This is a genomic window from Rhizobium sp. NZLR11 (genome assembly GCF_019685115.1).
Lineage (GTDB): Bacteria > Pseudomonadota > Alphaproteobacteria > Rhizobiales > Rhizobiaceae > Rhizobium.
Map to the genome: position 1 here is coordinate 1 of NZ_JABDWD010000037.1, position 14,218 is coordinate 14,218.

Below are 14,218 nucleotides of genomic sequence, written 5' to 3' on the forward strand. Positions count from 1 at the left end.
ATGCTTGCGTTGGAACTTTTCTTTATTTTCCGGGTTGCGAATACATGGATGTGCTTGCTACGTCGCACGTCCGTGTTTGTCCAACTAGAGCCCCGCGCGAATGCGGGGCTTTTTTCGACGGCGGACCAGCTTGGCTGCTGCTGCTATCTACGCTTCTCGAAAAAATTGTGTGTTTCGGCGTGCAAATTTGGCTCTGACTCAGTTTTGATGCAGTTGTAACGATGCTGCGGTGTTGGTTTCCACAAAGGAATCAGTCTGATGAGCATCAAGTTTCGCCCCTCTGATTTGGTACCGGCTGGTTTCATCGCCGAACGCATCACCCAAATTGACGATGAGACCTGCATCTTGCTTTCCCGAGCCGACGCTGCCGCGTCGTGTCCCGCGTGCGGACGAATGTCGCGAACGGTTCGAAGCCGCTATTGCCGCCAGGTCGCGGACCTCCCCCTTTCCGGAAGGCGCGTCAGGCTTCTCGTGCGCACGCGGAGGTTCACCTGTGACGCGGTGCTCTGCGGCACGCAGATATTCGCCGAACGGTTCGGGGATGTGCTACCTCCCTATGCTAGAAGAACCGCGCGTCTCGAGCATCTCGTCCACCATCTGGCCCTCGCTCTTGGAGGACGCCCGGCGGCGCGTTTTGCCGAGCGGCTGATGCTTCCCGTCAGCAATGACACCTTGCTCCGCGTCATTCGCAGGCAAGGATTGCCGCCGTCGATCCCGCCCTCGGTGATTGGCATCGACGACTGGGCGTGGCGGCGCAATCATCGCTATGGCACAATCGTGTGTGACCTGGAGCGTCGGCGGCCGATCCGTTTGCTGCCCGACCGTGAGCCGACGACGGCAGAGGCTTGGTTGCGGGAAAATCCCCAAATCCAGATCATTGCTCGCGACCGCGGCGGTGCTTACGGGCTGGCGGCGGCAAAGGCGTTGCCCGATGCAGTGCAGGTCGCTGATCGATGGCATCTGATGGAGAATGCCAGCCGTGCATTCCTGGATTCTGTCCGCAAATCGATGCGGCAAATTCGCAAGACACTCGGTGCAACGCGCGTCAATCCTAAACTTCTGACCGCGGCCGAACGCCTTCAATACGAAGGCTATCTCCGGCGCGAACAGACCAACGCGGCGATCACGGCGCTTGCAAAGGACGGTGTCACGATCAAGGAAATCGTGCGCCGTACTGGTCATAGCCGCGGCTTGGTCCGCCAGGTGCTCAGAGGGCACCGCAACGACGTCTTTCGGTCAAGAGAAAGTTCGTTGGAGTCCTATCTCGAATGGCTGGACGCGCAATGGGCTGCCGGCAAGCGAAACGGCACTGAGCTATGGCGCCGATTGAGAACACAGGGCTTTCGTGGCTCGCGTCGGGTCGTGAGTGAATGGGTCACTCGGCGGAAACGGGCCGAAAAGGCCGATGCGGAATCGTTGACCCGCGTCCCCTCTGCCCGAACGATTGCCCGCCTTTTGACAACCAGCAGAGACAACCTGACGAAATCCGAGACCGTCACCATCGCTGCAATAGAAGGCGGTGTACCATTGCTGGTTAAAGCTCGCGACATCATTGCCGACTTCCATCGCATGATCAGGCGCAAGGAGGAAAGCGAGCTCGCACCGTGGATCGACCGCGCTCGCGAAAGTCTGGTTGCCTCATTTGGCAATGGCGTTGCGAAAGACCTACAAGCAGTCCGAGCAGCGATCGTCTCACCCTGGTCCAACGGACAAACCGAAGGGCAGATCACCAAGCTCAAGTTGGTGAAGCGCCAGATGTACGGTCGCGGAAAGCTCGATCTTCTTCAAGCCCGCTTGATCGGCGCGACATGAGAGAATTGCACCAAATCTGCGTCAGAGCCAATTTTGGACGCCGATTGACACGCGATTGGACGGCTTCCACCAGCCCCCTCCGAAAACATGTCGAACTGCTCTGCCATTTGGTCTCTGATATCCTTGCCGTCTATGGTCAATCTCAAAACATGCGGGCCGGCTCCGATCAAGCCTAACCTTACAGTGCAAACCGCAACACCTGCCTGGGTTACACCGACCGACTGACCGCCACCATGGTGCCGCCGGTTGTCAGCCACGCGCCAGCGTCCAGAACAGGAACGGGCATACCAGCTGGGAACCGCGAAAGCCGTTCGCCTCCCGCAAGACCGGTTAAAAGGGTTGCCGCAGGAGGGTCAGCATAGCGACGGCGATGCCGGGACCCGGGATCGACAGCCCCCGGCGCGCGGGGCCGCTTCTCACATTCCAGAGCCGCCACCTTGCCTCCGTGATCAGAATTGGCGGCAAAGAGATCCGCGATGAACCAGTTTGCAGCATCCGCCAAGCACTGGTTCTGTTGTTTGGCACTATAAATGCCGCTGCTGCATCGTCCGGCGCGGTGATTTACAAACCGCAGAATGTACTGTTGGCTGTGCAGCTGCCGTGCGACTCGGAGTGCCCGATACGCTACAGCGCCAGCGCGCGCATCCCTGTGGCTTGTCAGTGGAGGATGACCGCCTCGATCCCGATCGGAAGGCCGATCCTGAAGAATTTATCGAACAACACCGTCTTCCGAAATTGTCTCTCCATCATCGACATGGCTGGCACGTTCTGCGGCGAGTTCTCCAGTACGCCCTGCCAGGTCAGCGGGCGAACGAGATTATGTGCGATGAAACAGCCTGCCTCGTGTCCGGGGCCGAGCGGTCCCCTCGCCGGGAAAAGCTCCACCGGGAGTGCCCATTCGGTATAATCACCAAGCGTCACCCAGTCGCCCATCCGGGTCGAGACGATGCCCAGCATATGCCTAAGATCCCAGAACAGGGCGGCAGCTTCGGAGGAAAGGCTCTCCTGCAGCGGAGCGGCCAGCATCCATTCTGCGAGAACAGCCTGAAGCTCCCCGTGATTGCCGAGGATCGACCTGCCGCGCTTCGTGAGCAAGGCCCTGCCTTTGTAGTGGCGGATGATACGAAGGTCCTGCAGCGCCCAATGCAGGATGGAGAGCGGGGGAAAATCCGGTTCGTTCAGAACCTTATTCACCGAATAGAGGATTTCCGGTTCATACCCGGGCCACTGAAATTCATGTGCCGCCCATTCGACACATCTCCTATGAAACGCGCCCATGGATTGCGTCAGCGGAATACCGCCGTTGTTCTCGACATAGTGGAGAAGCTTCATGCCGTTAATAGTGAGGGGGCATCCCATCACGTCGTGCTGCGAAAGAGAGGGCGACAAAAAGACAAAGGGCGAGAGCGTGGATGGCCGAAACATAGAAGTATAATGACCAAATTATTCAACGCCGTCATCTGCCCCTCCACGATTTGATTTCGAACCACTGGCCCGCCGCATCAAACCCAGGCGCCTTGAGCGGGATCAAACCGTTGGCACCCATTCAAATCGGAGATTATTTCTGGCTTCTGGGCGTGACGCTGTCGTCGCTGACAAATGGATCAACGTTCGAATCGCTCCAGCATTTTTTTCAGTTGGGCGTTTTGCAGTTGAAGCTTGCTCGTCAACTGCCCGCGGAGCACCCTGATCTCTTCATCCAAGCTCTTCGCCTTATCGGAGAAGGTTGGTACGGGAGAGGCCGGTGAAACGATTGCAACCGCTTCGGTTCTCTTGGCGCGGCTGCCGTGCTTGCGCGGCGCGCTTTCGGCAGTCTGCCCAAGCTCCGGAGCGCGGTGGGCGGCGGCGATGTCAGTGCCATCGAATGAAGCCAAATCAGCGGCTTTCACTGGCTCGGCGTTTGCAATGTCGGCGGTATCCTGAGCATCACTTCCGATTTCTTCGGACGGCTCAGGCGTTGCGGAAGCCGGATCGGGTTGATTGCGAGGCTGTGCCTTTTCGTCTGATGGTCGATCAGCGGTGTTCAGGCTTTTCTCGGCAGCGGGTTCAGTTGGATCGCCAATTGCCAACATGTCCGGCTTCACGTCGTCGACCGTGACGATTTCTCGCCTCCGCATCAACCGAGCAAGAAATTTCAATGGAGACGCCAACTATTCGACCTCGCGTTCTTTCCCGCATGCAGGCTGCAAGTTCCGGCTTTGGCGACAGCCGTAACTGCCGCCAAATGCATAGCCCGATAGCCACGGAAATGCGGCTGCGACTGGCCGCCTGTTATTATCAATCGAGCTTAAGTCGCTTTCGCAGATCGGCATTCTCAGTGCGGAGTTGTTCGGCTAGCAGCTTGCGCAGTCTTTGGTTTTCCTGTTCCAACTGCAGGAGATCCGCCATCTCATCGCCCGCCGTCATCGGGGCCATCGTTACTGTCTGCGCAGGCCTCGTCGCACGTTTCACGGGCGCGCGCTTGGCACTGCTGACAGCTTCAGCCGACTTGGACTTGCGTCCCCTCTTCTGCCTTCCAGCCGCTACACTTGAAACTACAGCCGGTTCCGCGGCTACCTCGACGAGCACCGTTTCAGGGGCCGCCTTCTTGGCGCGGGGTTTACGCTGCTTCTTTGGCGCAAGTTCGGTTTCGACAACGGCCGGCGCATTCGTATTGGTCATCGTATCGCTTTCGTCGGCCATCATTGTCTCCTTTAAAGCCGATGCAGTTGTCTCCTGCCCGAGCGGCAGTGTCAACAAAGGCCCGGCCTGTTCTGATGCAGGGAAAGGCACTTCGCCGGTAGCTTCGCGCTCCTGCGGGCCGCCCGACAGAAATGGCATTGCCTCTTCCTCTACATCGCGGGCAACAGACTTAAGATCCATATTACCCCAGATGGAGTTGGCCTTGGGATCGGTCTTCCGCCGCCCGGATTTATACTCGACGGCAAAACTGCGTTGGACTTTTTTCATTTCAAGAGGCCTTGGGTGTGTCAACAAGAGTCTCGGCTAGTGCTCAGCATCGCAAATAGCGGTTACCTGGATAGCAGTCTATAGAGACCAACAGCGTATCCGCCCACACATCCGAGTGCAGGATTTCCGTCAACGGATTCCATTAACGGGGCAGAGTAACAATCACGCAGTGGTTGAAGCCGTGCCCTTGATGGGATTGGACCGCTGACCTCGCTTATCAAGCGGCACCACAACGCACACTCAACCGTATCAGCGCCGGTATTCGCGAGGCGCACACAAACAGACTGAACTCAGCGTGTCTCAGCTGCCGGACTTATCACGAATAACGGCGACGTCCAGACACGGGATTGATCGCGCTGCCTTGCGCTAAGGAAAAGCGGATGTTCGCGTCCATCCTGCAATCCGAGTTCGGCAATCGGTATTTCGCCGGAAAGATCGCGCGGCAAGATGTGATCCGTGACGCGCTCCAACAGAAGGCGCAGCTCGACACCGGCAAGATTGATCGAGATGGAGCCCTTTGCGATCAACTCGTTTCCGCTTGCCTCCAATGACACCTCGGGCGCATGGACATGTGGCGGCGGCTGCAACGGATCTCCTATCTTGCTGTAGCCGTGGAGCTTCGCGACGATGGCGATGCGCGCGTCGCGCAGGTCGGAAAGCTTAAGTTCGATTCCATCGACGTCGCCATGGGTTGCCGTCCTGAAGCCGAGCGTGCCGTGCCCAGTGCGCCACACGCTTTGCTCCGGATGGTCGAAACCGACCCCGTGCACATCCAGGAGCGCTGCACCGGTCACAGCCACCTGGCCGCTCCAATAGGCCGCCCGATAGCGATCCTTGATCCGCGCGCCGCCGAAGCGGATTCGCACGCCCTGTTCGCTGAAGCCAGCTTCGGCATGAAGATCGCGTCGCCACACGAGGCGGTCGCCGTCGAAAAGCTGGACCTCCTCCCAGCCGGCATTTCCGAGCAGGCGGTAGGAGAGCGGCTCGTCGGAATCGGCACTGAACACCTCTCCCATGAAATGCGCGCCTTGCGACAGAACGGCGAAACTGCGTTCTCCGGTCGTGGCAAAAGTTCGCCTCGCCCGAAGCGCGCTGCCAACGCCGGAACGGTCGAAACGGTCGGCGAGGACGCCGGTGAGCCCGCCGCGTACACCGAAGGTTCCGGTGGCCGGCGCACCGCCGCCGCAGCGGCCCTGATGCTCGTCGCTGGCCGCGGAAGCGCCGACCCTGTATCCGCGTGCCAACGCTTCGGCGTAAAGCCAATGGAACTGTCCCCAGGCGGAACCGACCTCGATCAGTCGTTCCAGTTCCGGATGGTTCCAGTCCAGAATGCAGCGCCGGCCGCCCACGTGCGGGATCAACAAATGGCCCTCCGGATCATCCTCATAGGCTGCATAGAGCTTGTCCACGGGCCAGATACCAGGGCGGATGGTTCCTGCGGTCGTCTCATTCCATTCGAAAGAGCGAAGGGAGCGCCCCTTCTCGTCGAACGGAAACCGGGGCTTGCCGTCGCGCAGGAAGACGACGTTTCGGTCGCCACCGGCAGCGGAGTTGCCGCACCATTCGGTGCCTGGATAACAGACGAAGCGATCGGGCTCGTTGAGTTCGTGGATGGTCTTGACGGCCGCGTCCCAGTTCGTTTCGGTGATGTTGAAATCGTTGACGGTGTAGCCCACCACGTCAAGTCCGGCGATGTCGCGCCCATAGGTGAGATTGTAGGTGGCATCATTGGTGCCAACGGTGTCGTCGGAATGGACGTGCAGATCCGCATAGAGAGGACGCAAGGCACCCTCTTCGCTCTGCACATAAGCGACGCCCGGGGCGACGCTGGGTACGCCGTTCAGCCATGCTTGCAATTTCCATTCGCCGGCGTCAGCGAAGGAAAGGCCGGCAATCCGCGCGAATGTCCAGCCTTCCGCGGCGAATGCCACTGGCTCCGTTTGTTGCCTGCCATCCGGGGCGACAATGACAAGCGTACCCTGCAGGTCGCGACCGTGGCAGGTGTTTCCCCATATATCGTCGACGCGCACGATAGCGTCGAAGAATTGACTGAGGCCAACCAGCCGCGGGCCGATGACCTGGAGGGCATGCGGCTGGCCGGCGGCGATATCCAGTTTACAGTCGCCGGGCACTTCCGCAAATTTCGAGCTGCCCAGCGGATCGACGAATAGCCGGAAACGGAACGCCTTCTCCACGAACGTCTGTACACGGGTGCCGGCGCCGCCCTGCCGCCGATCGCCCAGGCGGATGACGATCCTGTCGCCGGGATTGAGATAGCCGTCGACGATGTCGATGATGACAGCCTTCTGGAAGGGACGTTCGTGTCCCTTCTGATCGAAGCGCACCTTCAGTGCTTGAACCGTACCCGGGCTTTGCCCCGAAACCAGAGGACCGGCATGGTATTCGGCGGAAACATAGTTGGCGCCCGCCGGGTCTGTTGTCTGGAAGAGCGCCCAGTCGGAATAGAACTTGAAGGCGAGCTTCAGCCACGCGCCGTCTGCGAGACCGACAGCGCCGACCTCATAAACGAGCTCCAATTCGGTCCACTCGCCCGCCGTCAGCGTCTGCCTCTGACAGGTCAGACGGCCGAGGAAGGGCAGAGTATCGAAATGATCGGCAAGACCCGCCGGAGAATGGGCGCTGGCTTGAAACGTCTTGTGCGGCAAAATCTCTGTCATGGGAAACGTCCGTTATTGTCCGCGCCAGCCTTCGTAGCGGCGCTCTATCCGTCGAAACACGAGGCTCTCCATCAGCCACGCGGTAAGTCCTATCAGCGCGATACCGAGAAGCACCTGCGCCGAATTGCCGAGCTGCCCGCCCATGGCGACCATCCAGCCGATACCTTGAGATGCGCCGATCATCTCGGCCGCCACCAGCGCGCGCCATGCCTGGGCAAAACCGATGCGCAATGCGGCAGTGAGGAAAGGAAGAGAGGCGGGAAGATATACGTGGGCCAGCAATTGCAGCCGTCTGGCACCCAGTATGCGCGCTGCACGCACCTCGCCGCCGCTGATGGAAAGCACGCCTTCCTGAATGGTCACGGCCATTGGAAATGCCGAGGCGATGAATATGACGACGGCGATGGAGAGATATCCGAGGCCGAAGAAGATCAGCGACAGCGGCGCCCAGGCGATCGGAGGGATGGCCATGAAAAGTCCGAGCAGCGGCTGGACGAATTCGCGAAACGGCCGCCAAAGTCCGGCGGACACGCCGATGAGCATGGCAGCCACGACAGCCGCGCCGAAGCCGCCGAATTCCCGCAACAAGCTAGCCATGACCTGGCGGCCCAACTCGCCCGACCGGATCCAGCGAAGCCCTTCGGCCGCCACGTCCCATGGCTGTGGCAGCACATAGGCGGGAACGCGGCTTGCCGCGAGGCACCACACGATAAGCAAGAACGGGAGCGCTGCCCAGCGCCAGGACGGTTGCGGAAAACGCAGCCGCGCTGCCAACTTCTTCATCGATCGGATCTCATCGTTGGGCGGCCGCTTTTGCGGCGAAGCTGTCGTCAATGATGTCGTCGACATTCAAGCGCTTATCGAGAAAGCCGAGGACGACCGAGTAGTCGATGAGCCGCTGGATGAAGGCACGGTCGGACGGCTCGATTTCCGCCGACCACCCAAGGCGCTTCCTCGCCTCCGCAACGATCGCTTCCGGCGGAACGATGCTCCCGTCCGCGGCCTTCAGGGGTTCCAGCTTAAAACTCCCGGCGATGATCCGGTCGGCCTCTTCTGGGTGCTCCCGTAGAAAGGCAACGGCCTTCGAATTCGCGCGCAACAGTTTCACGAGATCGTCTGGACGTTCCTTCAGCGTCTTGGCAGGCGCTGCCACGACATACCAGGGATAACCGGGCATAGCGCCGTTCACGTCAAAGACGACACGACCTGCACCGCGGAGCACCGACTGGCTGATGAAGGGCTCCCACAGGAATGCTGCATCGACGACGCCGGTATCAAGGGCGGCGTTCATGTTGCCCACCGGCATTTGCGACAGCGCAAGATCGGTGTCCGGACTGAGGCCGGCGGCCTCTTTCAAGACGTAACCACGCAGCAGCACGTCCATGCCGCTGCCCTTGCTGACGCCGGCAAGCCTCTTGCCTTTGAGGTCGGAAAGCACGTGAATGGGGCCGTCCGCCTTGGCGATCACGGCTGCCTGACCATAGTTGACCTTGGCGATGATCTTCGCGTCGAGACCGCGCGCCGCCCATTGATAGACCGGGGGCGCGCCGATATAGGCCACATCGATTTCGCCTCCGGCCACCGCCTGCTGGATGACCGGACCATCGCCGAAACCCTTGAGCTCGACGTTCAATCCCTCTTCCCGAAAGTAGCCTTTCTCCTCGGCGATCAGGACAGGCGCGTTCGCCATGGCCTGGACCCAGCCAATGCGAAGCGGTCGCTGATCCTCGGCATGGGCAGGCAAAGCCGCTGCAAGTGCGAGAAGAACTGCAGGTAGAATGCGTTTCATCGGATGCTCCCCTTCAGGTAACGCGTTGATTGCTGGTCATGACCTTGGCGATTTCCTCGCTGAGCCGTTCGCGCAGTTGAGCGAAGAGCGGATTGGCTCTCGTGACACGCTGATCGCGAGAACGCGGCAGATCGATCGCCACTTCGGCGGTGATGCCCGCCGGCGGCAGCCCAAGGACGAGAACCCTGTCGGCGAGATAGATCGCTTCGTCGATGTCATGGGTGATGAACAGGACGGTCTTCCCCAAGCTGGACCAGATGCGAAGCAATTCGTCATTAAGGGCTGTGCGCGTCATGGCGTCGAGCGCTGCGAATGGTTCGTCCATCAGCAGAAGACGCGGCTCGAGCGCCAGCGACCGCGCCAGCGCAACCCTTTGACGCTGGCCGCCCGACAATCGGTGAGGCGGCTCATGCGCTTGCTCTTCCAGGCCGACAAGCCGCAGAAAATGCAGGGCGACGTCTCGCTGCTCCTGCGGAGATCCACGGCGATTCATGCGCAGGCCGAAGCGGACGTTTTCCAGGACACTCAGCCAAGGGAAGAGATTTGGCGACTGAAATACATATCCGAGGATCGGATGCTCCGGCACAACAGGCGCGCCGTCTATGGTGATATGCCCCGATTGCGGGCGCAGGAAGCCGGAGAGAAGGTTAAGCAGCGTCGACTTGCCACAACCGGAAGGACCGAGGATCGCCACGAATTCTCCCGGGCGAACTTTCAGCGAAAATCGTTCGAATACGCCGCGTCGACTTTCGGGATAGGCGAAAGCCATGCCGTCCACCGAGAAGGCGGCGCCGGATGAAATCGGTCGTGATGTAGGTAGAGATGCCATGTTGCCCGAGGACGACCCTGGATTGGAGTTGCCCTAATTTTTAATACATTATAATACAGGTTATCAATGTGAAGAGTTCCCCTTGTCCGGCAGCAAAAGGAAACGCTATTCCAAAGCTTTGCTGCTCCTTGGTTTTTTCGACCCAATGGAAAATAGATGAGTCTCATACGCAACAACCCGGTGGCCATGTACCTGCAGATCGCCGATCGCCTTCGTGCCGAGATCACCGAAGGCGCCTACGAGCCCTCTGGTCGGCTCCCGTCGGAATCGCAGATCATGGCACGCTTCATGGTCAGTCGCGTCACCGTCCGGCTGGCACTCGAACAGCTCGATAAGTCTGGTCTGATCGAACGTCGTAAAGGCAAGGGCACTTTCGTGGCCGGCAAGCAGGTGCGCCATCAGATCGACACGCTGCGTAGTTTTCATGAATCGCTCAAAGTCCAAGGCTTCGATGCCACGATGCGGATCGTCGAGTTGACCGCCATTGAAACGCCATCTGCTTTCATCCCGCTGTTCGGAACGACATGCGCACTTCTGGAGCGGCTTCATGTGGTGAATAACGAGCCGATTGCTTTGGGCCGAAGCCTCTTGCCGGCCTTCATGTCGGAGCTAGAGCGAGAGATCGCGGAACAACAACCGACTTATGCACTCCTTAAAGACAAAGCCGGAGCTGACATTGTCTCCGCCGAGATTGCGATCGGGGCGCGTGCTGCCTCACCGCGGATAGCGTCGTTGATCGGAGCGGCGGAAAATACGGTCCTGCTTGTGCTCGAACGAACTTCCTATTTCGAAACCGGCGCCTGCGCCGAAAAGTCTGAATTCTTCATTCGACCGGAGCGCTACCAGTTTGTCCTCGGTAGTCGAATGCCCGAGCGCTGAGTGTTCGAGTAGTCATCTCGAATGGGTTCGGACCGCAGTGCTCACGATTTCAGGTTCGAGATAGATTTTTTTGCGAAACCCTCCATTCATCGAATGAAGAGCAAGCTTAAGTCGCCCCGTCAAGACTACCAGAACTGTCCCGGTTTTTCGACAGCATCTGCTCTCTTTCAGCTCCCCAGTCGCTTCGCAACATTGACCAGTATCCTGTCAGTGCTCTTTGCTCCGACCAAAGAAAATGAAACGCTCCTGCCGGAATGGGCAATTGGAAATGATAGTTGCGGATAAGGCCTGAGAGACACAGAAGCTTGATGCAGGCGGAACGAAATGCGGCGAAACTCTCCGGCCCGGCTTCGCGCCTTGGCGGGCTCGTGGCCGATGTCGGAAGAGATCAGGTTGGGTCGACCAGTTTTTGGGCTGAAGACAGTATGAAAAAGAGAGACTGGACAAGCCGAAGCGCAAAAACATTTCTACGTGTCCAGCAGAAAGGGAACGACCTGTCTTTCTACCGGAGGGTTGTCAGCCTACAACACCCGTAACTGTGGAGTCGCATGAAGCGGCGTGCAGCGCCGAGCAAGTCCAACCAAGCAGTTCCATGAAAGCTTCCATTTCAGATCACATCCTTGCGTCTGCTGGCGCACTTTTTTACCGCGAAGGCATCCGCGCCGTTGGCATCGACCGCATCATCGATGAAACCAAAGTCGCCAAGGCAACGCTTTACCGGCATTTTCCGTCGAAGGATCATCTCGTCGCGGCCTATCTTAAGGATCGCCATGAGCGGGTAATCCGCTCTCTGGAAGCCGTCCTCGACGCCGCACCACGTCCGCGCGATCAGCTCAACCTGATCTTCGAAGGGCTGCATGAGAAGGCTGATAGCCCTGAATTTCGCGGGTGCGCATTCGCCCTTGCGGTTGCCGAGCACGGCGATTCAGAACGCGTCGTTGCTGTCGCGCGCAACCACAAAGCAACGGTGAGCCATATATTTGCCGCGCTCATGACGAGAGCAGGCGTAGAAGCAAGTCAGCCGGCCGCTCATCTTTCCCTTCTCTACGAAGGAGCGCTGGCGACAGTCGCCGTCGGCCGCGATCCCCAGGCTGTGCTAACCGCCAGAGACTGCGCCCTTTTCGTATTCGACGCCGCAGTTCCCTCGTTCAAAAATGCTGAAAAGGCAGAGCATGACAAAGGCAATTGACTACTTCTTCGGCATCGGTTCGCCCTGGTCCTTCATCGGTCTCGATGCCTTTACAGATCTTACACGAGCGCACGGGGCGCTGATCCGCCCGCACGTCATCTCGGTAATCGAGGACAATGGCGGCATCTATTCCCGCAACAGGCCCGAGGCCCGACGCGCCTATTGGACGACAGACCTGAAGCGCTGGGCAGCATTGCGCGGCAAGACGCTCAATTTCGAAAATCGCGGCGCCCTTTCCGATCCGACTCCCGCCGGCTTCCTGGTCATGGCCGCCATCGAAGATGGTTTGGACTGGATAGCGCTGACCCGCGCGCTTCAGGCAGCCTTCTGGACGAGTGGCAATGATATTGGCCGAAGCGAAGTCCGCCAGGCGATAGCCGAGAAGGCAGGCTTCGATGGAGCAAAGCTCGAAGAACGCGCCCAGTCGGAGGCGATACACTCAATTTGGACATCCAACATCACAGTGGCCAAGAGCGCCGGAATCTTCGGTCTTCCGACGTTCCGCTACGAGGATGAGCTCTATTGGGGGCAGGATAGCCTGCCATTCCTGGAGCGCCACCTGAATGGCGAAAAGATCGCCGCCTGAGATCTGCCAGAACCAGTGCCGGCACGCCTGCCACCACGTCGACGGTGGTTGGCAATCTCTATCGGCACGGCTGTCGGCGATAGAGGGAAACGAGCAATGAACGTCCTGCCAGTCGAGCTATCCAACCAGCTGAGTGCCAGATTCGGCGAACGTTTCTCGATCTCGCAGACGCTGCGGGAACAGCACGGCCGTGGTGAATCCCATCATGCGCCAGCGATCCCGGATGCCGTCATATTCGCACGGAGCACCGACGACGTCGCCGAAGCCGTCCGGCTCTGTGCCGCGGCAGGCGTACCGGTGATCGCTTTCGGGGCGGGAACCTCGCTCGAGGGGCATCTGACCGCGGTGCGCGGCGGCGTGTCGATCGATCTTTCGCGGATGTCGCAGATCATTCGCGTCAGCGCCGAGGATCTCGACTGCACCGTCCAGGCCGGCGTCACCCGCGAACAGCTCAATGCCCATCTTCGCGACCAGGGCCTGTTCTTCCCGATCGATCCGGGTGCCAACGCTTCGATTGGCGGCATGGCGGCGACGCGGGCGTCGGGCACCAATGCCGTGCGCTATGGCACCATGCGCGAGAACGTGCTGTCGCTCAGCGTCGTGCTACCAAGCGGCCAGATCATTCGAACCGGCGGACGCGCGCGCAAGTCGTCCGCTGGATATGACCTCACCCGCCTCTTTGTCGGCTCTGAAGGCACGCTCGGCATCATTACTGAAGTAACCTTGCGGCTCCAGGGCGTCCCGGAAACTATTTCGGCGGCCCTCTGCTCGTTCGAAAGCGTCGAGCAGGCAGTCAACGCGGCGATCGCGATCGTGCAGCTCGCCATCCCAGTCGCGCGGATGGAGTTGATGGATCGTGGCCTCATTGCTGCGGCCAATGCCTATTCCGGTCTCTCGCTCAAGATCGAGGACACCCTCGCCTTCGAGTTCCACGGATCGCCCGCCTCGGTCCAGGAGCAGATCGAGCGGGTTGCGGAAATCGTCAAGGATCACGGCGGTAAGGATTTCGAATGGGCCAATGCGCCGGAAGAGCGAAATCGCCTGTGGAAGGCCCGCCATAACGCCTTCTACGCAGTCGTATCGCAAAGGCATAATGCCAAGGGCTGGTCATCTGACGTCTGCGTTCCGGTATCGGAACTCAGCGGCTGCATTCTTAAGACCCGCGCACTGCTGCAGGACTGCAGTGTTCCGGCTGCCATTCTCGGCCATGTCGGCGACGGCAACTATCATGTGGTCTTCGCCGTGGATCCCGAGAACAAGGCGGAACTCGCCGAGGTCGCGGCCATCAACAAGGCGATGGTCGAACACGCAATCTCCGTCGGCGGCACGTCGACCGGGGAACATGGCGTCGGCACCGGCAAGATCGGCTATCTGCGTCAGGAACACGGAGACGCCGTCGAGCTGATGGCCCTGCTGAAGCACGCCATCGATCCCCAAGGCATCATGAACCCCGGCAAGATCCTGCCGGTGTGAGAATTGCCGATGTTTCCACACTTGTTCACGGGAG

At 59.6% G+C, this 14,218-nt stretch carries 13 protein-coding genes and 1 pseudogene; 6 read left to right on the top strand and 8 right to left on the bottom strand.

The window, feature by feature from the left end; all coding sequences use genetic code 11:
- Together HJB83_RS32630 and HJB83_RS32635 are read left to right on the top strand one after the other, a co-directional pair.
- Positions 1-197: hypothetical protein (locus HJB83_RS32630; protein WP_221159810.1), on the top strand; the 197-nt coding region annotated here is incomplete at its 5' end.
- Positions 198-258: 61 nt separating this feature from the next.
- Positions 259-1,812 carry an ISL3 family transposase gene (locus HJB83_RS32635; protein WP_221159811.1) on the top strand — a complete coding sequence of 518 codons (1,554 nt, stop codon included), beginning with the start codon at positions 259-261 and terminating at the stop codon, positions 1,810-1,812.
- A 657-nt stretch (positions 1,813-2,469) separates the two neighbouring features.
- Here the strand turns inward: HJB83_RS32635 and HJB83_RS32640 are convergent.
- From HJB83_RS32640 to HJB83_RS32670, 7 genes are all read right to left on the bottom strand, one after another.
- Positions 2,470-3,171 (bottom strand): hypothetical protein, encoded by a 702-nt coding sequence (locus HJB83_RS32640; RefSeq protein WP_221159812.1) that lies wholly within the window; start codon positions 3,169-3,171, stop codon positions 2,470-2,472.
- A 245-nt stretch (positions 3,172-3,416) separates the two neighbouring features.
- A complete protein-coding gene (locus tag HJB83_RS32645) occupies positions 3,417-3,950 on the bottom strand; it encodes a hypothetical protein (RefSeq protein WP_259671475.1) in 534 nt (177 codons plus the stop codon).
- A gap of 139 nt (positions 3,951-4,089) precedes the next feature.
- Positions 4,090-4,761: a transcriptional regulator gene (locus tag HJB83_RS32650; protein ID WP_221159814.1), complete on the bottom strand. Its 672-nt coding sequence runs from the start codon at positions 4,759-4,761 to the stop codon at positions 4,090-4,092.
- 290 nt (positions 4,762-5,051) lie between these two features.
- A complete protein-coding gene (locus HJB83_RS32655) occupies positions 5,052-7,439 on the bottom strand; it encodes a hypothetical protein (protein WP_221159815.1) in 2,388 nt (795 codons plus the stop codon).
- A gap of 12 nt (positions 7,440-7,451) precedes the next feature.
- Positions 7,452-8,222 carry an ABC transporter permease gene (locus tag HJB83_RS32660; protein WP_221159816.1) on the bottom strand — a complete coding sequence of 257 codons (771 nt, stop codon included), beginning with the start codon at positions 8,220-8,222 and terminating at the stop codon, positions 7,452-7,454.
- A gap of 10 nt (positions 8,223-8,232) precedes the next feature.
- The gene (locus tag HJB83_RS32665) at positions 8,233-9,228 is read right to left on the bottom strand and encodes an ABC transporter substrate-binding protein (RefSeq protein ID WP_221159817.1); all 996 of its coding nucleotides are present in this window, start codon (positions 9,226-9,228) and stop codon (positions 8,233-8,235) included.
- Positions 9,229-9,241: 13 nt separating this feature from the next.
- Entirely contained in the window at positions 9,242-9,997 is a 756-nt protein-coding gene (locus HJB83_RS32670) for an ABC transporter ATP-binding protein (RefSeq protein ID WP_221159818.1), read from the bottom strand.
- Between the two features lie 216 nt (positions 9,998-10,213).
- Here HJB83_RS32670 and HJB83_RS32675 point away from each other — a divergent pair, with 216 nt between their 5' ends.
- On the top strand, positions 10,214-10,936 hold the full coding sequence (locus HJB83_RS32675; RefSeq protein ID WP_221159819.1) for a GntR family transcriptional regulator: 723 nt from the start codon (positions 10,214-10,216) through the stop codon (positions 10,934-10,936).
- A gap of 167 nt (positions 10,937-11,103) precedes the next feature.
- Here the strand turns inward: HJB83_RS32675 and HJB83_RS34455 are convergent.
- Positions 11,104-11,324: pseudogene (locus HJB83_RS34455) on the bottom strand (amidase); the annotation flags it as partial.
- A 204-nt stretch (positions 11,325-11,528) separates the two neighbouring features.
- Between HJB83_RS34455 and HJB83_RS32680 the strand changes: the two are divergent.
- The 3 genes from HJB83_RS32680 to HJB83_RS32690 all read left to right on the top strand — a co-directional run bounded on the left by HJB83_RS32680 (position 11,529) and on the right by HJB83_RS32690 (position 14,184).
- Positions 11,529-12,125, top strand: coding sequence for a TetR/AcrR family transcriptional regulator (locus HJB83_RS32680; RefSeq protein ID WP_221159837.1), 597 nt, complete (start codon positions 11,529-11,531; stop codon positions 12,123-12,125).
- Entirely contained in the window at positions 12,109-12,711 is a 603-nt protein-coding gene (locus tag HJB83_RS32685) for a 2-hydroxychromene-2-carboxylate isomerase (RefSeq protein WP_221159820.1), read from the top strand. The genes HJB83_RS32680 and HJB83_RS32685 overlap by 17 nt, the downstream gene beginning before the upstream one ends.
- Before the next feature lie 96 nt (positions 12,712-12,807).
- A complete protein-coding gene (locus tag HJB83_RS32690) occupies positions 12,808-14,184 on the top strand; it encodes an FAD-binding oxidoreductase (RefSeq protein WP_221159821.1) in 1,377 nt (458 codons plus the stop codon).
- Positions 14,185-14,218: the final 34 nt, after the last annotated feature.